The following is a 20,380-nucleotide window of genomic DNA, read 5'->3' as shown; positions in this document are numbered from 1 at the left end:
CGCTGCTCTCTAAGCGATGGGAGGGCGGAAAGCGACCGGCAAACGCTGCGGACAGTGAATGACGTAGGAAGGCATGTAGACGACGTCTTCCGGGGCAATGGCCAACGCCAGATCGTCCAACCGCGCGAACAACGCGGGGAATGCGTACAGCAGCTCCAGGCGCGCCAGCGCGGCCCCCAGGCAGAAATGCGGCCCCTGGCCGAACGAGAGGTGGGGATTGCGCCGCCGGGTGATATCGAACTTGTCCGCACCGGGGCCGAATACCTTTTCGTCCCGGTTGGCCGCATGGAACGCCATCAGGACGGCGTCGCCACGCCGGATCGTGCAGCCGCCAACCTCCACGTCCTGCGTTGCGTACCGGAACGGCAGATTGGCCACGCTGCTGCCCCAGCGCAGAATCTCCTCGATCGCCTGCGCCCAGGGGACCCGACCGCTGCGCACCAGGTCCAGTTGCTGCGGATGCGTCAGCAATGCCAGCACGCCATTGCCGATGACGCCGGTGGTGGTCACGAAGCCCGCCGAGAGCACCATGAGCAGCATGTCGATGAGCTCGGTGTCGGAGGCGAGTTCGCCGTTGTCGCGCGCGACGATCAAGGCCGAAGCCAGATCGTCGCCGAGCTGGCGCCGCTTGAGCGCGATCAGGCGGCGGAAGAACTCCGGAATGCGTTGCCGCGTCTGCCGTACCTCGGCAGCCGGCGCGGAGGTGTTGGCCAGGCTGTTGGTGAGCGCGATGATCTCCTCGCGCTGTTCGTACGGCAGCCCGAACAATTCGGCAATCACGTTGATGGGCAGCGGAATGGCGAATTCGCGCATCAGCTCGGCGCTGCCGCCGCGCTGCGCCATGTCGGCGATGAGTTGATCCACGCATTGCTCGATCCGTGGCGCCAGCAAGGCGATGCGGCTGGGCGCGAAGCTCCTGGACAGCAGGCCGCGCAAGCGCTGGTGATCGGCGCCATGTGCAGTGACCATGTTATCCCGCTTGCACATTCCGACCAGTGGATGATCCTCGGGAATCTCGCCGTCCTGCAGCGCCCGCCAATGCCGCCAGTCCCGGTTGAAACGCTGGTCGGTAAGAATCTCCCTGAGCGTCTGGTGATGGCCTGCCGCCCAGGTCACCACTTCGCCGGGCAGCGTCACCCGCGCGATCCGATCGCGCTGCAGAATCGCAGAAGACACATCATCCAATGTCGCAGAAGCGAACGGAACACTTATCGCATCGCAATGATTGCTTTTTGATCGCATGTCAAAAAATCACCATCGAATTATTGCGAAATTGCGACAGAATAATCTGCAGTTACGTGCAAAAACATCACGTAGCTTTTTATTTACACCCATAATTCGATCATCAAAATACACGCCAGCGCACGCATCATTCTGTGATCAAGTTCTATATTATGAATATGCATTGCAGACAAAATCAAACATGCGCGGAAACAAGGACGCCCTGCCGAAACAGTGCTCCTCGCGTTTTGCAGCAAATGGCAAGCGCACAACCAAATTCCGCTGCATACAAGTCGCAAATCGCGCGACAGATTCCCCCTGCCCCACATTTCGGCAGCGCACGCGCCGCCTCTCGGATCGCGCAGTACGCGCCGCATCGATCAGCTTATGCAAAAATAAAATTTTAAATGATGAAATATTATTACCAGCATCTCTCCGCCAGCCGCTGCCGCGAGCGCCATGGCGCTTCTCCACCATTGAGCAAAGAACCGGTTTTGCCAACGCCTACCTACGGAGCCGCCTCGTGACGGCGGATATTGCCGGACGGCGGTCGCGCGACGGTGCCGCGGCCGCGGAGCAGTTCGCGGCTGCTTGTGTCCCGCACGATCCTCGTACATGCACTGCGCAGGCCTCGGCTCGAGCATACGGGTGGACGTGCAGGCGCCTTCCTGCCGGCCGCTCTCGCCAGCCGCCGCGATCCGCCGATCCGCTTGCCGCACGCGCCCGGCAGCAGCGCGATGCCGCCCGACCCCGGCTTGCTGGAGATGGTCCGCAAGCCGCTGCATCCCACACGCGCCCGTGGCGCACGTGCGGCACGCAGCGGCGCTACTTTCGTGTCAGCCGCCGGACCACACCAGCGCCAGTGCCAGCGACGCCGGCAGGCTTTGCACAAATCAAAGATGCGCCGGTTGACGCTGATCGCGCCGTAGATCCCGGCCACCACCACGCACACCAGGAAGAAGGTCGCCACGTCGCGGCGCTGTTCCAGCAGCCCCCAGAACAGTCCTGCGGCCAGGAAGCCGTTGTACGGACCCTGATTGGCTGCGAGCACGCGGGTGACGGCGGCTTTGTCCGGGGTATTGCGGAAGGTCTTCAGCCCGAGCGGGCACGTCCACAGGAACATCTGCAGCACTAGGGTGAGACGTGCAGCAACGCGACCGCGCCCACCAGGATCGAAGCCAACAGGATCATTGCGCTATCCGACACAAGAGGAGGGACGCCAGCATAACGATCCGTCCGGGCGGACGGCCAGCACCCGACCGGGCCGTGCAGCGGCTCAGCGCGCAGGTGGCGTGCGCTCGGGCGGCAGCTTCGCCGCCTCGCGCAACAGCCGCCACGCGCCCAAGGTCATGCCCGAGGCGACCAGCAGGCCCGCGCCGAACACCGCCTGCGAGCCGAACGCCGACAGCAGCTTGTGCAGCCACACGAAGCTGAGGTCGCTGCCGCGGTAGATCACCGTATCGATGGCCGCACCGGCCTTGTAGCGCCATTCGCGCCCCACCCGGGTGTACAGCGTCTCGCGCGCCGGCTTGGCCAGAGAGAACTCGCTGGCGCGGGTCACCACCTGCACGATCGCGACCATCATCGGTAAGGGCGACACCGCCAATGCACAGTAACCGAGGATGATGGCGCAGCCGGGAACGAGCAGCGCCGGCGCGATGCCGAAGCGCGACAGCAGCGCGCGGGTGACCAGCAACTGCAAAAACAGGGTCAGCGCGTTCACCGCCAGGTCGATGCCGGCGTAATAGGCGGTACTGGAGGCAGCATCGGTGTACAGGCGGCGCACGATCGCGGCCTGCTCGTTGTACAGCAGGGTTCCCACGCCGACCCCGAACACCACCATCACCGCCAGCCGGCGCAGCAGCGGTTCGCGCACGATCAGCTTCAGCCCGGCCAGCACATCGCCGCCCATCGGCAGCTCGCCGCCGACCACGCCGCGCTCGCGTTCGCGCACCACTGCCCACAGCCGCAGGCGCAGCAGGCAGACCACGCATACGCACAGGAATCCGGCCGATATCAACATCAGGTTGGCGATGCCGATGCGTTCGACCAGGCTGCGAGCGATCACCGGTCCCAGGAACGCGCCGACGGTGCCGGCGGCACCGATATAGCCATAGCAGGCGCGCGCTTCGGCGTTGCTGAAGATATCGGCCATGAAACTCCAGAACACCGCCACCGCGAACAGGTTGAAGACGGAGATCCAAAGGAAGAAGGCCATGCCGCGCCCGGGCACCCCGCTATCGAACAACACGTAGAACAGCAGCAGCGTGGCGATGAAGAAGCCGTACACCACCGGCAGGAACACGCGCCGCGGATAGCGGCTGACCAGCGCGCCATAAACGGGCTGCAGCAGCAGCATGACCAGGAACGTGCAGGTGAACAGCGCCTGCAGCGCGAACGCCTGCAACGGCATTCCGCGTGCGGCGAAGAACGCGATCATCGCAGGCGGGAATACCGCGGCCACGTCGGCGGAAGCGCCCATCGCCTCGCGCACCGGGCGCAGCACGTAGTAACCGCTGAGCAGCGAGAAGAAGTACAGGAACGCCCAGGCCAGCGGCGGCGACGTGCGCAAGCTGGCGCGCAACCGCGCCATCGCGCCCTGAGGCTGCGCAGATGGGTTCATCGGCGGCGAACCTGCGAAGGGCAGCGGGACATCGGCGATTCCAGAGGCGCAAAACGCGCACGGTAGCCGATGCACCGCAGCATCGCCAGCATGCGCGCGCCGTGCAGGTGCGCTGCGCCGGGGCGCAGGCCCGCGCCGAGCATATGCTCTATCGGCGACGACTAGCGTCGCTGCACAAAACGGGGGACACCGCGGGTGTACGACTACATCATCATCGGCGCAGGCTCGGCCGGCTGCGTCCTGGCCAATCGGCTCAGCGAAGACCGCGACTGCAAGGTGCTGTTGATCGAAGCCGGACCGCGCGACCGCAATCCGTTCATCCACATGCCGGCCGGGCTGGCGCGCCTGGCCACCAACCGCCGCATCAACTGGAACTACCTCACCGAGGCCGAGCCGAACCTGGACGGCCGCCGCCTGTGGTGGCCACGCGGCAAGGTGCTGGGCGGCTCCAGTTCGATCAACGCGATGTGCTACGTGCGCGGCGTGCCTGCCGACTACGACGATTGGGCGACCGATGGCGCCGACGGCTGGGACTGGCGCGGCGTGCTGCCCTACTTCCGGCGCAGCGAATGCAACAGCCGCGGCGGCGATGCGCTGCACGGCGGCGACGGGCCGCTGCACGTATCGGATCTGCGCTACCACAACCCCCTGTCGGACGTGTTCATCGCCGCGGGGCAGCAGGCCGGCTTCGCCCACAACCGCGATTTCAACGGCCCGCAGCAGCAGGGCGTGGGCCTGTACCAGGTCACCCAGAAGGGCGGCGCGCGCTGCTCGGCGGCGGTCGCCTACCTGGCGCCGGCGCTGGCGCGCGCCAACCTGCAGGTGGTCACCGACGCGCTGGTGCTGCGCCTGCTGATCGAAGGCGAGCGCGTGGTCGGCGTGGCCTACGCGCAGCGCGGCGCCGAAGTGCAGGCGCGGGCCGGGCGCGAGGTGCTGCTCAGCGCCGGCGCGGTGAACTCGCCGCAGTTGCTGATGCTTTCGGGTATCGGCCCGGCCGACGAGCTGCAGCGCCATGGCATCACGGTGCGCCTGGACCAGCCGCAGATCGGCGCCAACCTGCAGGACCACCTGGACGTGTGCACCCTGTACCGCACCCGCCCCGGCATCAGCTACGACCGCCGCAACCAGCTGAAGATCGCCTTCGACTATTTCCTGCGTGGCCACCGTGGCCCCGGCAACAGCAACATCGCCGAGGCCGGCGGCTTCATCCGCTCGCCGCTGGCGCAGGACGCGCGCGCCGACATCCAGCTGCATTTCGTGCCGGCGATGCTCGACGACCACGGCCGCAACCGGCTGCCCGGCGACGGTTTCACCCTGCATGCCTGCCACCTGCAGCCGCGCAGCCGCGGCCGCCTGGCGCTCAACGACGCCGACCCGCGCACGCCCGCGCGGATCCAGGCGAACTATCTCAGCGACCCCGGCGGCTTCGATCTGCGCATGCTGGTGGAATGCGCGCGCCTGGCACGGCGCATCCTGCAGCAGCCGGCATTCGCCCCCTGGCGCGCCGCGCCGCTGCTGCCCGCGCGCGAGGACCTGGACGAGGCCGGTCTGGTCGCCTTCATCCGCGCCAAGGCCGAGACCATCTACCACCCGATCGGCACCTGCCGGATGGGCAGCGATGCAAAGGCGGTGATCGATCCGCAACTGCGCCTACACGGCTTGCAAGGACTGCGCGTGGTCGATGCGTCGGTGATGCCACGCCTGGTCAGCGGCAATACCAACGCCGCGACGATGATGATCGCCGAACGCGCCGCGGACCTGATCCGCGGCCACCGCGTGCTGCGCGACTGACCGGCAGCGCCGGCGCAGGACTGCGCGCGACCGGCCGGCCACACGCCCGGCGCCGCCAACACGAAGCCGCCGACCGGATCGACCAGTGCCAGCCGTGCCGTCGCCGCGACCAAGCAGCCGCCACTAGCCTGGAAGCGGGCCGTCCGCCGGACGGGTCGGGATCGGGCATGCGGCATGATCCCGCGGCGCGGCGCCGTCGCCGCGCCACAAGCGGCCCGGGCCGGGCCGGCGCGGTTCGGCACACCGGTTGCATGCGCTTGCACGACACCGCGCCATCGCTGCCCCCTGCAGTCGCCGCGGCACCCTGTCGCCGGCCCGGCAAAATCACCAGCAGGATCAAGACGATGCCTATTCATCTTCTCCCGGTTTGTGCAATGACGAAAAGCGGCGCTAGAATCGGTCTCGGCAGCACCTCACAGGCCACGCGCGCGATGAAACAGAACAGCAGGCACCGGCTCTTTCGAGCGGTGGCAACCGGGTTGCTCGGGGCATTGCTGCCCCTTGCGATGTCCTCCACCGCGCAAACGCCGGCGCCCTCGCAGCCGCTGCCGCCGCCGCTCTACACCGAGGCGAGGCGCTACACCTCGCCGACCCAGCCGCTGCCGTACCGCGCCGCGCTGCCCGAGAGCCGGGTGCTGCCGCTGGCCAAGGACTTCGATGTCGCCAGCCTGGAAGCGATGGCCGAGCAACTCACCTACGGCGAGCGCGTGCCCGGCCTGGCGGTGGCGATCGTGCACAACGGTCAGGTGATCAGCGCGCGCGGCTTTGGCGTCACCGACGTCAACCGGCCCGAGCCGGTCGATGCGCACACCGTGTTCCGCCTGGCCTCGCTGTCCAAGGCCTTCGCCGGCACCATGGCCGGCCTGCTGGTCAACGACGGCACCCTGCGCTGGGACAGCAAGGTCACCGACTACGTGCCCGGCTTCCAGCTCAGCGACCCGGTCGCCACGCGCCAGTTGAACGTGGCCGACCTGCTCAGCCACCGCGTCGGCCTCACCTACAACGCCTACGACCGCGACGTCGAGTCCAACGCCGACTACTACACGCTCAGCCACAAGCTCGCCTACGCCCCGCTCAAGTGCGCGCCGGGTGAATGCTATGCCTACCAGAACGTGGCCTTCAGCCTGATCGGCGACGTGGTGTTCGCCGCCTCCGGCAGCTTCTACGAACAGTCGGTGGAGCGCCGCATCTTCAAGCCGCTGGGCATGAACGACGCCAGCATGGGCCTGGCCGGGATCCAGGCCAGCCCGCGCTGGGCGCGCCCGCACGCACGCAGCCGCAACGGCTGGGTGTCGCTGATGCCCAAGCCCACCTATTACCGGCTGGCACCGGCCGCCGGCGTCAACGCCAGCATCAGCGACATGGCGCAGTGGCTGATCGCGCAGACCGGGCACCGTCCGGACGTGCTGCCGGCGCCGCTGCTGGCGACCCTGCATGCGCCCCTGATCACCACGCCCGGCGAGATGCGCTCGGGCTGGCGCCGCGAACGCGTCAACTCGGCCAGCTATGCACTGGGCTGGCGCATCTTCGACTACTCGGGCCACCAGGTGGTGTTCCATGCCGGTGCCGTGCAGGGCTATCGCGGCCTGGTCGCGCTGGTGCCGGAGCGCGACCTGGGCGTGGCGATCCTGTGGAACGGCGAGAGCGGCCTGCCCTCGGGCCTGCTGCCGACCATCCTCGACCGCGCGATCGGCCTGCCGGCGCAGCGCTGGCTGGACGTGGATACCGACTTCGGCAGCGACAACCTGCTGGCCGAGCGCCCGGATCCGAACGACAAGAAAGGCGCTTCCTCGTCCAAGTCGGTGGCGTCGCCGCACTGACGCCAGCGGCGCGGCGGTGTTCCGCGGCGCGGATGCCGCCGGCGTCGGCAGGCGTGCATGGCGACGCGGCGTCAAGCGGCGACCGGGCATCCCGCGAGCGGCGCAGGATCGGATGACGGTAGCACCACCGGGCGCGGATGCCGGCGGTCGCCGGCGACGCTCTGGCGCCATGGCGAAGACGCGTCGCGGCACGGCGGACCGGACCCGCCCATAAAAAAACTCCCTCCCCGCTGGGCACCGAGGAGAGAGCTTAGGGACGGCTATCGGGATGGATCAGATCAGATCAGCGGTGCGGGCGTTGCCGGCAATGCGACCGGAGCGGTCTTCTTCTTGCGGGCGGCCGGCTTCTTGGCGAGGGCCTTCTTCGCGGCCGGCTTCTTGGCAGCCGACTTCTTCACCGCGGCCTTCTTCGCGGTCTTCTTTACCGCCTTCTTTGCAGCGCTCTTCTTGGTGGCGGCCTTCTTCGCCGTCTTCTTCACCGCCTTCTTTGCAGCGCTCTTCTTGGTGGCGGCCTTCTTGATCGCCTTCTTTACCTTGGCGACCTTCTTGGCGACTTTCTTAGCGACCTTCTTGACCGCCTTCTTTACCGACACTTTCTTCGCTGCCGGCTTCTTGGCGGCAGTCTTCTTGACCGCTTTCTTAGCGGCCGGCTTTTTTTTCGCAGCTTTTTTCGTGGCCATGGGATGGCTCCTCGTCAGTGAACTATGGATTGAAAACGCCCAGTTAAAGCAAACCCGCGGCAATGGTCCGCCTGCAGGATCCGCCGGCGCGTGCTGCAGGCCGGATGGGATACAGAAACACCCGTACCGAAGCTCGATACGGGTGCCGTGCCAGGGGAGACGTTGCGTTTCTCGGAGGGAAGCGACACCTGCTCCACCATCATCAGGTCCCTGGCGGATGTCCAAGTTGTGCTTCGCGTTTCGATGTCGATCCGTTTCACTCGCTTTCGCAGCAACGTCTGCTGGGCGAAACCTAATCACGCTTTTTTTTACTGTCAACACTTCCGCGCAATTTTTTTTCCGACATCGCGCGTACCGAGCGCGCCGAGCACGGCGTCCGGCCGCGCTCGGCGGTCGGCAACGGCAGCGGAGAGACCCGCGGCGAAACGCGCGCACAGAGAAAAACAGCGGGAATTCCCGCGCTTTTCTGCAACAGGCTGGCGATGCAACGCGTGCCGCGCGCTGGCGCGAGGCGTGGTGAGGACCGCACGGCGCTGGCGCGCCAGCCTGTCCGCAAGCTGAAAAAAACTTTTCGCGGCATGCGCTGTTCCGGCATCGCACAAGAGCAAATGCGCAAAACTGCGCAAAATTTTTTTGCATCCTTCGGCAGCCGCCGGCGCGCGCTGCGTCGCGGCCACGCACGATGCCGACGCAACGTCCGTTCGCCTCGCGGCTTTCCTCACCGGCACGTCACGCATGCGCGACGGATGCATCGCGCTGCGTCGCGCCGCCGCCGATCGTGAGCGCGCGTTCGCAGCGCCGCCGCAGCGGACGTGATCCGAACCGGCGGACGGACGCGATGCCGGGCCAGCCGACGATGCCCGGACTGCGCAGTGCGCACACCGCCCGCTTGCGATGCCGATCACTGTCGCTGCCAAGCATCCGGCGCTGCGTTCGCCACGCGCGTGCCCATCCGTGCAGCAGCGATGCCGTCGACTGCGGGCGAGACGGCATGCCGAGCCGACGCGCGGCGAAGACCGGCAGCGGGGCGCATCGTCCTGTCCGATGCGGCACCGGACCGCGGCCGCCGGCGCAAACGAAAACCGGCCGCACAAGGCGGCCGGTTCGGCTATCGCGACGGGGCGGCCCGGCTCAGTGGCCGTCTTCCTCGAGCAGCTCGGCGTAGTCGTCGGGCGTCAGCAGTTCGTTCAACTGCTCCGGCTCGGCGATCTCCAGCACGAAGATCCAACCTTCCCCGTACGCGTCCTCGTTGATCGTCTCCGGCTTGTCGCTGAGCGCGACATTGACCTCGACCACCTTGCCGGAGAGCGGGCTGTACACGTCCGATGCGGCCTTGACCGACTCGACCACCGCCACACCGTTGCCGGCGACGACGTCGTCGCCGACGTTGGGCAGCTCGACATAGACCAGATCCCCGAGCAGGCCCTGGGCGTGATCGGAGATGCCGACGGTGACGCGTCCGTTGCCTTCGACGCGCGCCCATTCATGGGACTTGAGGAATTTGAGGTCGCCAGGGATCTCGCTCATAGGGCTGCCGATGTCGGGGATGGGGCGCTAGTGTAGCGAACCGGATGTTCCGGGAAGAAGTCGCCGGCGCATGCATCGCCGCGGCCGGGGACTCAGCCGAGGACGCCGGGCTGGACCTGGCCTTCGCGCACGAACGGAAACTCGACCATGCGCACCGGCACTTCCCTGCCGCGGATGTCCACCCGCACTGCACCCGGCTCGCCGGCCGGCACGCGCGCGAAGGCGATCGCCTTGCCGAGCGTCGGCGAGAACGTGCCCGACAGGATCTCGCCTTCGCCCTGCGCGGTGAGCACCTTCTGGCCGTGGCGCAACACGCCCTTCTCGTCCATCACCAGGCCGATCATCTGCCGCGGCGCGCCGTTGGCCTTGTGCGCCTCGAGCACGTCGCGGCCGATGAAGACGCGACCCTCGTCCAGCGCCACGGTCCAGGCCAGCGCCGCCTCGTACGGCGACACGCTGTCGTCCATGTCCTGCCCGTAGAGATTCATGCCGGCCTCCAGGCGCAGCGTATCGCGCGCGCCGAGCCCGGCCGGCTTGACCCCCGCGCGCAGCAGCGCGTTCCAGAACGCCAGCGCCTGCTCCTGCGGCAACACGATCTCGAATCCGTCCTCGCCGGTGTAGCCGGTGCGTGCGACGAACAGCGCCACGCCATCGGCCGAGGTCGCCTCGAACGCAGCGAAGCGGCCGAGCTTCTGCACCGCAGCACGGTCGTCCTCGCGCAGCAGGCCGATCACCTTGGCGCGCGCGTTGGGGCCTTGCACCGCGATCATCGCGAAGTCCTCGCGCTCGCGCACCTGCACGCCGAACGCCCGCGCCTGCTCGCCGATCCAGGCCAGGTCCTTGGTGCGCGTGGCGGCATTGACCACCAGGCGGAAGAACGTGTCGGACAGGTAGTAGACGATCAGGTCGTCGATCACCCCACCCTGCGGATTGAGCATGCAGGTGTACAGCGCCTTGCCCGGCAGCTTGAGCTTGTCCACCGAGTTGGCCAGCAGGCGGCGCAGGAACGCGCGCACCTGCGCACCATGCAGGTCGACCACGGTCATGTGGCTGACGTCGAACATGCCCGCGTCGCGGCGCACCTGATGGTGCTCGTCGAGCTGCGAACCGTAGTGGATCGGCATGTCCCAGCCGCCGAAGTCGACCATCTTGGCGCCGAGGGCGCGATGGCTGTCGTTGAGGATGGTCTTCTGGGTCATGGCGCAGGTCCGTGGGTAAAGTCGCCCATTATCGTCGCCGGCATGGGGGATAAGGAATGGGACACCCGGGACTCGGGACTCGGGACTCGGGACTCGGGACTCGGGACTCGGGACTCGGGACTCGGGACTCGGGACTCGGGACTCGGGACTCGGGACTCGGGACTCGGGACTCGGGACGGCAGGGTGTTGTCCCGGCGCAAGTCGCTGTCAAGCGATTCGACGAAAAAAGTGCTTTTTTTTTGCAAAGAAAGCGGCTTTTCCTACAGTGCCGGTCCAACCGCTTTCTATGGGAGGGGCTTCAGCCCCGACGCGTTACCGGTACTTGATTCCCCATCCGTCGCCTCCGCTGATCCGGAGAGGGTCGATGCGGCAAGCCGCTGATTCGACAGAGGCGGTGCGACGATGGCCAAGAAGCACCCGATCCAGTTCCAGGCGGGCATGGGCCTGCCGGCGCTCTTGCGGTCCTAGGGGAGCCAGGCGCCATGCCGGCAAGCCGTACTTGAACAACGATGGCCGCAAGGCTTCTTTTGCCCAGCGTATGGACATCGGCGGTCTTGCCCGTTGCACAGCCGCGACCTGCTCCAATGCAATCGCTGCCAACAGCAGGCCTGCTCGACGCGCGGCACCTTGTTCGCCGATGCCACGTCGCCGTTGCGCAGCTGGTTCCTGGCGATCTACTCGCTCAGCCAGCACAAGAACGGCATCCCGGCCCTGGCGCTGCGCCGGCAGCTCGGAGTGAGCGAGGACACCGCGGGGCCGGCCGCTGCCAACAGAGCCGGCGCTCATCCGGGTCGACACCCTGCTGGGCACCATCCAGAATGCCTGGCCTGGCACCTATCACGCCTTGCCCCCGAAGTCCCTACAGCGCTACCTGAGCGCGTTCTGCCATCGCTTCAACCGACGCGTGGACCTGGCGGCCTGGGTCCCACGATCGATCTGCGCCGTCCTCCACCCTCCACCGCGGCCCTATCGGCTCGCAACGTTGGATGCGCGATGGCGGGAATCAGGTCCCGGTGACGCGTCGGAGTTGAAACCCCTCCTACAGAAAAGCAAAAAATGCGGAATACTTGCGAAAATCCCGAGTCCCGAGTCCCGAGTCCCGAGTCCCGAGTCCCGAGTCCCGAGTCCCGAGTCCCGAGTCCCGACGAGTCCCGCGTCTCACTCGGCCTGCACCAGCAGGGTCATGCCATCGACGCCGACGATGCGCACGGCACTGCCGGCCGGCAGGTCGGGACCGCCGACCACCCAGAACGCATCGTCCACTTTGGCGCGGCCGCGGCCGGCCTGGATCGACTGGTCCAGGGTCACCACCCGGCCGATCAGTTGCTCGGCACGGCGGTTGAGCAGCGGCCGGTCGCTGACCCGGTCGCGGCCGCGGAACCAGGCGCGGTATACTTGGATCGAGACGAAGCTGAGCACCACGAACGCCGCGATCTGCAGCAGCAGCGGGATGTCCGCCACCACCAGCACGGCGACCAACACCGCCGCGGCGGCGAAGCCCATCCACAGCATGAACGCGCCCGGCGCCAGCGCTTCGGCCGCGAACAGCAGCAAGGTCAGCGCGCCCCACGCCACCACCTCCAGGCGCATGGTTCAGGCTCCGCTGCGCGGCGGCATGCCGCGCGGCACCGCCGACGGCGCGGGCTGCTGCTTGGCCAGCGCCTCGCGCGCCAGTTCGCCGATGCCGGCGATCGAGCCGATGATGCCGCTGGACTCCATCGGCATCAGCACGAACTTCTGGTTCGGCGCGGTGGCCAGTTCCTTGAACGCCTCCACGTATTTCTGCGCGATGAAGTAGTTGATCGCCTGCACGTCGCCCTCGGCGATGGCCTTGGACACCATCGCGGTGGCGCGCGCCTCGGCTTCGGCCAGGCGCTCACGCGCCTCGGCGTCGCGGAACGCGGCTTCCTTGCGCCCTTCGGCCTCCAGCACCGCGGCCTGCTTCTCGCCCTCGGCGCGCAGGATCTCCGACTGCCGCGAACCCTCCGCCTCGAGGATCTGCGCGCGCTTCTCGCGCTCGGCCTTCATCTGCCGCGCCATCGAATCGATCAGGTCGCGCGGCGGCTGGATGTCGCGGATCTCGATGCGGGTGACCTTGATGCCCCACGGATTGGTCGCATGGTCGACCACGCTGAGCAGCTGCGCGTTGATCGTCTCGCGCTGGCTCAGCGATTCGTCCAGGTCCATCGAACCGATCACGGTCCGGATGTTGGTCTGCACCAGCGCGATCGTGGCGATCTCCAGGTTCGACACTTCATAGGCGGCCTTGGCCGCGTCCAGCACCTGGAAGAACACCACCCCGTCCACGCGCACCACCGCGTTGTCCTTGGTGATCACGTCCTGGCTGGGCACGTCCAGCACCTGCTCCATCATGTTGACCCTGCGTCCCACGCCGTAGACCACCGGGATCAGGAAGTGCAGGCCGGGCGACAGGGTATGGGTGTAGCGGCCGAAGCGCTCCAGCGTCCACTGGAATCCCTGCGGCACCATGCGCACGGTCTTGAACAGCACGATCACGCCGGCGACCAGGATCACCAGCGCGAGGAAATAGGTCGGCTGCATCGGGTTGCTCCATTCACCAGGAAGTCGATGTCCCGAGTATAGCGAGCGTGGGATGGGGCGGCGGCGGCCGCGCTCACGACGAATGCCGGCGACGCCGTCACCCTGCCGCGCCGGATTCCTCGCGCTTGACCCGCTGCCAGTACGCTTCCTGCTGCTGCAGCGACAATTCCTGCAGCGCATCACCGTCCTGCTGCGCCAGCTGCTCCATGGCGCGGAAGCGGCGCTCGAACTTCAGGTTGGCGTGACGCAACGCGGCGCCGACATCGACCTGGGCATGGCGCGCGAGGTTGACGCAGACGAACAGCAGATCGCCGAGCTCGTCCTGCAACCGCGCATGGTTGTCCTGCACCACGCCGCGCTCGATCTCCATCCGCACTTCCTGCAGTTCCTCCTGCAGCTTGTCCAACACCGGGCCCGGCCCGGGCCAGTCGAAGCCGACCCGCGCCGCGCGCGCCTGCAGCTTGCTCGCGCGCTGCCATTCCGGCAGGCCGCGCGCGATCCCGGCAAGCACCGAGCTGTCGGTCTTGCCCGCCGCCGAACGCTCGTCGCGCTTGATCTGCTCCCAGTTCAGCGTCTGCTGCGCGGCGTCGCCGACCTGGCTGTCGCCGAACACATGCGGATGCCGGCGCACCATCTTGTCGCAGATCGCCGCCACCACGTCGTCGAACCCGAATGCCGCCCGCTCGCGCGCCATCTGCGCATGGAACACCACTTGCAGCAGCAGGTCGCCGAGCTCGTCCTTCAGTTCGGCCAGGTCCTGGCGGTCGACCGCATCGGCCACCTCGTACGCTTCTTCGATGGTATAGGCGGCGATGCTGGCGAAGTCCTGCTCCAGGTCCCAAGGGCAGCCTTGCGCGGGATCGCGCAGGCGCGCCATGATCGCGAGCAGGGCGGGAAGGTCGTAGCGGGCTGCGGTCACGGAAAGGTTCCGATGCGACGGCAACGGCGCCGCCTGCACCCAGTTTGGCAGAGCCGCCGCACGGCCGGCGGCGGCGCGGCGCGGCTCAGCCGAGCCAGCTGCGCCACGGCAGCGCCGGATCGCCCAGCGCCAGGAAGTCGCCGTTGAGCAGCGATTGTCGCCGGTTGTAGCGGAACGGCTTGCCGGTGGCGGCGGCGAGCAGCGCGCCGCCGGCGGCCTGCAGCACGCACTGGCCGGCCGCGGTGTCCCATTCGGAGGTCGGGCCGAAGCGCGGGTACACGTCCAGCGCGCCGTCGGCGATGCGACAGAACTTCAGCGACGAGCCTTGTGCGACCACCTCGGTCTCGCCCATGCGCAGCAGCAGCGCATCGGTGCGCGGGTCGCGGTGCGAGCGGCTGGCCGCCACCCGCAGCGGCGCGGCGGCCGGCCGCCGCGTGTTCAGCGCGGTGTCGCGGGAACCGTCGCGGCGATACGCCTGCCCGCCGCGCACCGCGTGCCAGAGGCGGCCGTCGACCGGCGCCTGGACCACGCCGAACACCGGCGCGCCGTGGTGGATCAGCGCGATGTTGACGCTGAACTCACCATTGCGCTCGACGAATTCGCGGGTGCCGTCGAGCGGATCCACCAGCCAGTAGCTGGTCCAGCGTTCGCGCACGTCCCACGGGATCTGCGCCGACTCCTCGGACAGCACCGGCAGGTCCGGGGTCAGCCGCTCCAGGCCCTCGACGATGATCCGGTGCGCGGCCAGGTCGGCCTGGGTCAGCGGGCTGGCATCGGCCTTGAGCGCGACCTCGAAGCCGGTGGCGTAGACCGCCATGATCGCCGCAGCGGCGTCGATGGCGATGGCGATGGCGGTTTCACGCAGGTCTGCAGTGATGCGGATCATCCAGCACGACCCATCCATTCGCGGGCAATGAACAGCGCCGCCAGCGAACGTCCTTCGGAAAAATCCTCACGCAACATCAGCTGATCCAGCGCAGCCAGATTCCAGGGCACCACTTCAAGTTCCTCCGGCTCGTCGCCGGCCAGTTTTTCGGGATACAGATCTTGCGCCAACACCAGCCACGACTGGTGGCTCATGTAGGTGGGCGCCAGGGTCATCGCGCGCAGCACGCGCAGCTGCCGTGCGCCATAGCCCGCCTCTTCCTTGAGCTCGCGGTCGGCCGCCTGCAGCGGGGTCTCGTCGGCGTCGATCCGGCCCTTGACCAGGCCCAGTTCGTAGCGGTGCACGCCGGCGGCGTACTCGCGCACCAGCAGCACGGTCTGCGCATCGAGCATCGGCACCACCACCACCGCGCCGTGGCCGGGGGCCTTGAGCCGGTGGAACACGCGCCGCTCGCCGTTGCTGAATTCCAGGTCCAGCTCCTCGACCTTGCGCTCCATGGCCGACTCGCTGCGCTCGCGCAGCGCATGGATGACCGGCAGCGGGCGGCTCACGCCGGCCCCCCGCGGCGCGGCGCGGCGTCGGCCGATAGAATGCCCGGAGCGAAGAACCTGTTCATGGGCTGGAAATGCTAACAGACCTGACCGCATCACAGACGGCCGACGCGTGGCGGCAACGCGACCTGGCCGTACTCTGGCACCCCTGCACGCAGATGCGCGAGCACCCGGACACCCTGCCGCTGCTGCCGATCGCCCGCGGCGAAGGCGCCTGGCTGATCGATCACGAGGGCAACCGCTACCTGGATGCGGTGAGCAGCTGGTGGACCAATCTGTTCGGCCACAGCGAGCCGCGCATCGCCGCGGCCATCGCCGCACAGGCCACGCAGCTGGAGCAGGTCATGCTGGCCGGTTTCAGCCACGCGCCGGCGGTGGAACTGGCCGAACAGCTGCTGGCGCTGGCGCCGCGCCAGGACGGGCGCGCGCCGCTGGCCAAGGTGTTCTACGCCGACAATGGCTCGGCCGGGGTCGAGGTGGCGCTGAAGATGGCGTTCCACTATTTCCACAACCGCGGCCAGACCCGCCGCACCCGTTTCGTGGCGCTGGAGAACGGCTACCACGGCGAGACCATCGGCGCGCTGGCGGTCGGCGACATCCCGTTGTACCGGCGGGTGTACGCGCCGCTGCTGGCCGAGGCGCTGTTCGCGCCCTCGCCCGATGCCTACCTGGCCGCGCCGGGGCAGACCGCGCGGCAGCGCGCCGATGCCGCCGCCGATGCGCTGGCCGACCTGTTCGACCGCCATCCGGGCGATATCTGCGCGGTGATCCTGGAACCGCGCCTGCAGTGCGCCGGCGGCATGCGCATGCACGACCCGGCCTACCTGCGCCGCGCGCGCGAACTGTGCGACGCCAACGGCGCGTTCCTGATCGCCGACGAGATCGCCACCGGCTTCGGCCGCACCGGCACCCTGTTCGCCTGCGAACAGGCCGGGGTGATGCCGGACCTGTTGTGCCTGTCCAAGGGCCTGACCGGCGGCTTCCTGCCGCTGTCGGCAGTGCTGGCCACGCAACACTTATATGACGCCTTCCTCGACGACAGCCGCGAGCGCGCCTTCCTGCACTCGCACAGCTATACCGGCAATCCGCTGGCCTGCGCCGCGGCGCTGGCCAGCCTGCGCATCTTCCAGCAGGACGACGTGGTCGCGCGCAACCGCGGCACCGCCGAGACCATGCGCGCGCTGGCGGCGCCGTTCAACGACCACCCGCACGTGGCCGACGTGCGCCAGGCCGGGATGGTGGTCGCGTTCGAACTGACCCGCGACGGCGACAAGCGCACCCCGTTCGCCGCGTCCGCGCGGGTGGGCCTGCATGCCTATCGCGCGGCGCTGCAGCGCGGCGTGGTGCTGCGTCCGCTGGGCGACGTGCTGTACTGGATGCCGCCGTACTGCGTGGACGATGCGCAGCTGGCGCTGCTCGCCGAGACCACGCTTGCCGCGATCGACGAGGCCGTGGCATGCGCCTGACCCGCTGCCACGTCGCCGCCGCGCTGCGCAGCGGCAGCGACGTGGTCCTGCCCGCGGACGTCGCCGGACATCTGCTGCGCGTGCTGCGGCTGCGCGAGGGCGACCGCTGCGTGCTGTTCAACGGCGACGGCTGCGACTACGACGCCGAGCTGCTGCAGGCCGGCAAGCACGGCGCCAGCGTGCGGATCGGTGCGGCGCGGCCGGCGGGCAACGAATCGCCGCTGGCGATCACGCTGCTGCAAGGGATTGCGCGCGGCGAGAAGATGGACCTGATCCTGCAGAAGGCGACCGAGCTGGGCGTGGCCGCGATCGTGCCGGTGTGGGCCGAGCGCAGCGAGGTGAAGCTGGATGCGTCACGCATGAACAAGCGCGTGGCGCACTGGCGCAGCGTCGTCGCCGCGGCGTGCGAGCAGTGCGGCCGTGCGCGCGTGCCCGGCCTGGCCGCGCCGCTGGCGCTGGCCGAGGCCGCATGCGCCGCCGGCGCCTCGCAACTCAAGCTCGCCCTCGACCCGCAGGGCGAACATCGGTTGCGCACGCTGGACATCCCCGGCGACACCGCGACGATCGCGATCGGTCCGGAGGGCGGCTGGTCGCCGCGCGATCGCGCCGTCCTGCACGCGGCCGGCTTCGCCGGCCTGCGCCTGGGTCCGCGCATCCTGCGCACCGAAACCGCGGGCCTGGCGGCGATCGCGGCGCTGCAAGCACAGTACGGCGACCTGTGATCCCGGGTACATCGGCTCGAACCGATGGCGATGGCGGTACCGGCGGCCGTGCCGGGTGCGGAAATGGCGAGGTCGCCTGCGAACGCGTCACCGCGTCGGCCACGTCCAGGCCGTGCATGAGCTGAAGCGGCGGTACCGAATCGGCGCCACGATGGCAGCGCCGCTGCCGCTCCCCAGTTTCAGAGTTCGGCGCTTCCCGGCAACGCCGCCGCGATCGCGTCGATGGCCAAGCGCACGCGCAGCGGCATGTGCGGCGTGGCCGGCCACAGCGCATGGGTCCTGAACACTAGGCGCGGCGTCGTCTCCAGCAGCGCCGCCAGTTGCCCCTGGCGGACCCGTTCCCGAATCAGCCAGCAGGGCAGCCAGGCCAGGCCATGCCCCGCCTCGGCGGCATCGGCGATCGCCTCCAGGTCGTCCAGCCGCAAACGGCTCGGCGGCGTGAGTTCCCGTACCTGGCCGTTGCCCGTCGGAAACTGCCATGCCTTGGTGCGCCCCGCCCGGCCATAGATGACCGCATGGTGCGCCAGCAACTGCTCCAGCGTTTCCGGACGACCATGCTCGGCAAGATAGTCGGGCGCAGCGCAGACGGTCATCCGCTGCAGGCTGATCGCGCGCGCCATCAGGCCAGCTCCGTTGCCGATCTCGCCATTGCGGATGACCAGGTCGAAACCGTCTTCGATCAGGTCCACCGGGTGATCGCAGAAGGAAAGATCGAGTTCGAGCCGGGGGTGTTGCGCCGCCAGACGGGTCAGGACCGGCGCGACGCAGCGGCGCCCGAACAGCACCGGCACCGACACCCGTAGCCGACCGGAGGCATCGCGCCGACCGGAGTCCAGCGCCAGCTCGGCGGCCCGCAACTCCTCCAGCGCGCGGGCACAGCGCTCGTAGTAGATCTGCCCGTCCTCGGTGAGGGATTGGCTGCGCGTGGTGCGGTGAAACAGCCGCACATCGAGCCGTCCTTCGACCCGCGCGATCGTCTTGGCCACCGCCGAGCGGGTGAGGTGCAGGCGCTCGGCGGCCGCGGCGAAGCTGCCGGTCTGGACCGCGGCCACGAAAACATCCACGCCATTCAATGCCGCGCCACGCATTGTCGCCGCCAAAGAACCAATCATCGGATTTTATATCGCCACAACCGCTTAAAAATCAACAATAAAATCGCCAATCCCGGCGAAGCCGCTTTCAGGAGTCTGCGATGACCACGACGATGACACGATGGGAAATGGACGGCCTCGGCCGCGACCGACTGACGCTGAAGGAGGCGACGATCCCCACCCCACGGCTCGGCGAGGTGCTGGTGAAAGTGGCCGCGGTCGCGCTCAATTACCGCGACAGGCTGGTGATCGAGAACGGCATGGGCATGGCCCTCGCCTTCCCTTTCACCCCTGGTTCCGATCTCGCCGGCACGGTGCAAGCCACCGGACCGGGGACCACGCGCTTGGCCGTCGGCGACCGGGTGATCTCGACCTTCTGGCCCGGCTGGATCGACGGCGCTGCGCACGGCAACGCACGCATGCCGGCATATCGCTCCCTCGGCGGAAGCCACCCCGGCGTGCTCGCCGAATACGTGGCTTTTCCGGAAGAGTGGTTCGTGCGCGCGCCGGCCTCGCTCGACGAGGCGCAGGCCAGCACCTTGCCCTGCGCCGGCCTCACCGCCTGGTTCGCCCTGGTCGAAAAAGGAAAGCTGCGCGCTGGCCAGACGGTGCTGATCGAAGGCACCGGCGGGGTCGCGTTGTTCGGCCTGCAGATCGCCAAGGCGCATGGCGCACGGGCGATCGTGGTCTCGGGCAGCGCCGAAAAGCTGGAACGCGCCAGGCGCCTCGGCGCCGACCACGGCATCGACCGCAGCGCCGAGGATTGGCTGGAGGCGGTACTGCGCATCACCCACGACCAGGGAGCGGACCACATCCTCGAACTCGTCGGCGGGCCGCATCTGGGCAAGGCCGTGCAGGCGGCGGCGATCGGCGGACACATCCACCAGATCGGCGTGCTGGAAGGTTTCGAAATCACCGCGCCCGCAGGCCCGCTGATGATGAAGAATCTCGACGTCCATGGCATCGGCGTCGGGCACCGGCGAGCGCTGGAGGATCTGGTCGTGGCCGTCGACCGGCTCGGACTCAAGCCGGCCATCGATGCACGCTATTCCTGCGCCGAACTACCGGCGGCGCTGGAGCACCTGGATCGCGGCGCATTCGGCAAGATCGTCATCGAACTGGCCTGAGCACGCCGGGGCCGAACGCGGGGACAGGATCGACACCTGGCAGCAAGTTCGTACCGGCGCCGGCCGGGAACGAGCGCACGGAAGGCGTGGTCGCGCCACGCAGTGGCGGCGCGCGGCCATCCTTCCGGCGCAGCGCGCGCCGGCGGATGCGCATCATGCGGCCGATGCGATCGCAAGCAGGATGCCTTCGCCGGC

18 protein-coding genes and 2 pseudogenes are annotated in these 20,380 nt (G+C 68.3%); 6 read left to right on the top strand and 14 right to left on the bottom strand.

Features of this window, described 5'->3' with window-relative positions; all coding sequences use genetic code 11:
* Positions 1-9 precede the first annotated feature (9 nt).
* The 3 genes and pseudogenes from G4Q83_RS03470 to G4Q83_RS03460 form a co-directional block, all read right to left on the bottom strand.
* Positions 10-1,176, bottom strand: coding sequence for a cytochrome P450 family protein (locus G4Q83_RS03470; protein WP_246432362.1), 1,167 nt, complete (start codon positions 1,174-1,176; stop codon positions 10-12).
* An 881-nt stretch (positions 1,177-2,057) separates the two neighbouring features.
* Positions 2,058-2,412 (bottom strand): annotated as a pseudogene (locus tag G4Q83_RS03465) (DUF1304 domain-containing protein).
* 85 nt (positions 2,413-2,497) lie between these two features.
* The gene (locus tag G4Q83_RS03460; protein WP_128418761.1) at positions 2,498-3,844 is read right to left on the bottom strand and encodes an NTP/NDP exchange transporter; all 1,347 of its coding nucleotides are present in this window, start codon (positions 3,842-3,844) and stop codon (positions 2,498-2,500) included.
* 195 nt (positions 3,845-4,039) lie between these two features.
* Here G4Q83_RS03460 and G4Q83_RS03455 point away from each other — a divergent pair, with 195 nt between their 5' ends.
* Together G4Q83_RS03455 and G4Q83_RS03450 are read left to right on the top strand one after the other, a co-directional pair.
* Positions 4,040-5,635 carry a GMC family oxidoreductase gene (locus G4Q83_RS03455; RefSeq protein ID WP_128418760.1) on the top strand — a complete coding sequence of 532 codons (1,596 nt, stop codon included), beginning with the start codon at positions 4,040-4,042 and terminating at the stop codon, positions 5,633-5,635.
* Between the two features lie 431 nt (positions 5,636-6,066).
* Positions 6,067-7,455 carry a serine hydrolase domain-containing protein gene (locus G4Q83_RS03450; protein ID WP_128418759.1) on the top strand — a complete coding sequence of 463 codons (1,389 nt, stop codon included), beginning with the start codon at positions 6,067-6,069 and terminating at the stop codon, positions 7,453-7,455.
* A 278-nt stretch (positions 7,456-7,733) separates the two neighbouring features.
* On the opposite strand, the gene G4Q83_RS03445 is transcribed toward G4Q83_RS03450, so the two are convergent.
* The 5 genes from G4Q83_RS03445 to gcvT all read right to left on the bottom strand — a co-directional run bounded on the left by G4Q83_RS03445 (position 7,734) and on the right by gcvT (position 10,861).
* Positions 7,734-8,135, bottom strand: coding sequence for a histidine biosynthesis protein HisIE (locus tag G4Q83_RS03445; protein WP_128418758.1), 402 nt, complete (start codon positions 8,133-8,135; stop codon positions 7,734-7,736).
* 314 nt (positions 8,136-8,449) lie between these two features.
* Complete coding sequence (locus tag G4Q83_RS03440; RefSeq protein WP_185817337.1) at positions 8,450-8,812, bottom strand: hypothetical protein; 363 nt, start codon at positions 8,810-8,812, stop codon at positions 8,450-8,452.
* A gap of 52 nt (positions 8,813-8,864) precedes the next feature.
* On the bottom strand, positions 8,865-9,056 hold the full coding sequence (locus G4Q83_RS03435; RefSeq protein ID WP_128418756.1) for a hypothetical protein: 192 nt from the start codon (positions 9,054-9,056) through the stop codon (positions 8,865-8,867).
* 210 nt (positions 9,057-9,266) lie between these two features.
* Positions 9,267-9,662 (bottom strand): glycine cleavage system protein GcvH, encoded by a 396-nt coding sequence (gcvH, locus tag G4Q83_RS03430; protein ID WP_128418755.1) that lies wholly within the window; start codon positions 9,660-9,662, stop codon positions 9,267-9,269.
* 92 nt (positions 9,663-9,754) lie between these two features.
* Entirely contained in the window at positions 9,755-10,861 is a 1,107-nt protein-coding gene (gene gcvT / locus G4Q83_RS03425; protein WP_128418754.1) for a glycine cleavage system aminomethyltransferase GcvT, read from the bottom strand.
* Between the two features lie 483 nt (positions 10,862-11,344).
* Here gcvT and G4Q83_RS03420 point away from each other — a divergent pair.
* Positions 11,345-11,878 (top strand): annotated as a pseudogene (locus G4Q83_RS03420) (transposase); the annotation flags it as partial.
* Positions 11,879-12,019: 141 nt separating this feature from the next.
* Here G4Q83_RS03420 and G4Q83_RS03415 read toward each other — a convergent pair.
* From G4Q83_RS03415 to nudE, 5 genes are all read right to left on the bottom strand, one after another.
* Positions 12,020-12,451, bottom strand: a complete 432-nt coding sequence (locus G4Q83_RS03415) for an NfeD family protein (protein WP_128418753.1) — start codon at positions 12,449-12,451, stop codon at positions 12,020-12,022.
* 3 nt (positions 12,452-12,454) lie between these two features.
* Entirely contained in the window at positions 12,455-13,423 is a 969-nt protein-coding gene (locus G4Q83_RS03410) for an SPFH domain-containing protein (RefSeq protein ID WP_128418752.1), read from the bottom strand.
* A gap of 97 nt (positions 13,424-13,520) precedes the next feature.
* Positions 13,521-14,300: a nucleoside triphosphate pyrophosphohydrolase gene (mazG, locus tag G4Q83_RS03405; protein ID WP_343068481.1), complete on the bottom strand. Its 780-nt coding sequence runs from the start codon at positions 14,298-14,300 to the stop codon at positions 13,521-13,523.
* 127 nt (positions 14,301-14,427) lie between these two features.
* Complete coding sequence (gene cysQ / locus G4Q83_RS03400) at positions 14,428-15,228, bottom strand: 3'(2'),5'-bisphosphate nucleotidase CysQ (RefSeq protein ID WP_128418750.1); 801 nt, start codon at positions 15,226-15,228, stop codon at positions 14,428-14,430.
* Entirely contained in the window at positions 15,225-15,725 is a 501-nt protein-coding gene (gene nudE / locus G4Q83_RS03395) for an ADP compounds hydrolase NudE (protein WP_246432361.1), read from the bottom strand. Before nudE ends, cysQ begins: the two co-directional genes overlap by 4 nt.
* Positions 15,726-15,853: 128 nt before the next feature.
* On the opposite strand from nudE, the gene bioA reads away from it, so the two are divergent.
* Both bioA and G4Q83_RS03385 read left to right on the top strand, forming a co-directional pair.
* A complete protein-coding gene (gene bioA / locus G4Q83_RS03390; protein WP_128418748.1) occupies positions 15,854-17,245 on the top strand; it encodes an adenosylmethionine--8-amino-7-oxononanoate transaminase in 1,392 nt (463 codons plus the stop codon).
* Entirely contained in the window at positions 17,236-17,967 is a 732-nt protein-coding gene (locus G4Q83_RS03385; RefSeq protein WP_128418747.1) for a 16S rRNA (uracil(1498)-N(3))-methyltransferase, read from the top strand. The genes bioA and G4Q83_RS03385 overlap by 10 nt, the downstream gene beginning before the upstream one ends.
* Positions 17,968-18,146: 179 nt before the next feature.
* On the opposite strand, the gene G4Q83_RS03380 is transcribed toward G4Q83_RS03385, so the two are convergent.
* On the bottom strand, positions 18,147-19,079 hold the full coding sequence (locus tag G4Q83_RS03380) for a LysR family transcriptional regulator (protein ID WP_246432261.1): 933 nt from the start codon (positions 19,077-19,079) through the stop codon (positions 18,147-18,149).
* Positions 19,080-19,186: 107 nt separating this feature from the next.
* Between G4Q83_RS03380 and G4Q83_RS03375 the strand changes: the two genes are divergently transcribed.
* Complete coding sequence (locus G4Q83_RS03375) at positions 19,187-20,185, top strand: zinc-dependent alcohol dehydrogenase family protein (RefSeq protein WP_128418746.1); 999 nt, start codon at positions 19,187-19,189, stop codon at positions 20,183-20,185.
* The last annotated feature ends 195 nt before the right edge of the window (positions 20,186-20,380 follow it).

The sequence above is a fragment of the Xanthomonas theicola genome (assembly GCF_014236795.1).
Lineage (GTDB): Bacteria > Pseudomonadota > Gammaproteobacteria > Xanthomonadales > Xanthomonadaceae > Xanthomonas_A > Xanthomonas_A theicola.
This window is presented reverse-complemented; position numbering and strand designations above follow the sequence as displayed.

What these genes read in the sequence shown, in the direction of transcription:
- G4Q83_RS03460 (WP_128418761.1), bottom strand. Translation starts at nt 3,844, where the DNA reads ATGAACCCATCTGCGCAGCCTCAGGGCGCGATGGCGCGGTTGCGCGCC.
- G4Q83_RS03450 (WP_128418759.1), top strand. Translation starts at nt 6,067, where the DNA reads ATGAAACAGAACAGCAGGCACCGGCTCTTTCGAGCGGTGGCAACCGGG.
- G4Q83_RS03445 (WP_128418758.1), bottom strand. Translation starts at nt 8,135, where the DNA reads ATGGCCACGAAAAAAGCTGCGAAAAAAAAGCCGGCCGCTAAGAAAGCG.
- G4Q83_RS03435 (WP_128418756.1), bottom strand. Translation starts at nt 9,056, where the DNA reads ATGCTTGGCAGCGACAGTGATCGGCATCGCAAGCGGGCGGTGTGCGCA.
- gcvH (WP_128418755.1), bottom strand. Translation starts at nt 9,662, where the DNA reads ATGAGCGAGATCCCTGGCGACCTCAAATTCCTCAAGTCCCATGAATGG.
- gcvT (WP_128418754.1), bottom strand. Translation starts at nt 10,861, where the DNA reads ATGACCCAGAAGACCATCCTCAACGACAGCCATCGCGCCCTCGGCGCC.
- G4Q83_RS03415 (WP_128418753.1), bottom strand. Translation starts at nt 12,451, where the DNA reads ATGCGCCTGGAGGTGGTGGCGTGGGGCGCGCTGACCTTGCTGCTGTTC.
- G4Q83_RS03410 (WP_128418752.1), bottom strand. Translation starts at nt 13,423, where the DNA reads ATGCAGCCGACCTATTTCCTCGCGCTGGTGATCCTGGTCGCCGGCGTG.
- mazG (WP_343068481.1), bottom strand. Translation starts at nt 14,300, where the DNA reads ATGGCGCGCCTGCGCGATCCCGCGCAAGGCTGCCCTTGGGACCTGGAG.
- cysQ (WP_128418750.1), bottom strand. Translation starts at nt 15,228, where the DNA reads ATGATCCGCATCACTGCAGACCTGCGTGAAACCGCCATCGCCATCGCC.
- nudE (WP_246432361.1), bottom strand. Translation starts at nt 15,725, where the DNA reads ATGGAGCGCAAGGTCGAGGAGCTGGACCTGGAATTCAGCAACGGCGAG.
- bioA (WP_128418748.1), top strand. Translation starts at nt 15,854, where the DNA reads ATGCTAACAGACCTGACCGCATCACAGACGGCCGACGCGTGGCGGCAA.
- G4Q83_RS03385 (WP_128418747.1), top strand. Translation starts at nt 17,236, where the DNA reads ATGCGCCTGACCCGCTGCCACGTCGCCGCCGCGCTGCGCAGCGGCAGC.
- G4Q83_RS03380 (WP_246432261.1), bottom strand. Translation starts at nt 19,079, where the DNA reads ATGATTGGTTCTTTGGCGGCGACAATGCGTGGCGCGGCATTGAATGGC.
- G4Q83_RS03375 (WP_128418746.1), top strand. Translation starts at nt 19,187, where the DNA reads ATGGACGGCCTCGGCCGCGACCGACTGACGCTGAAGGAGGCGACGATC.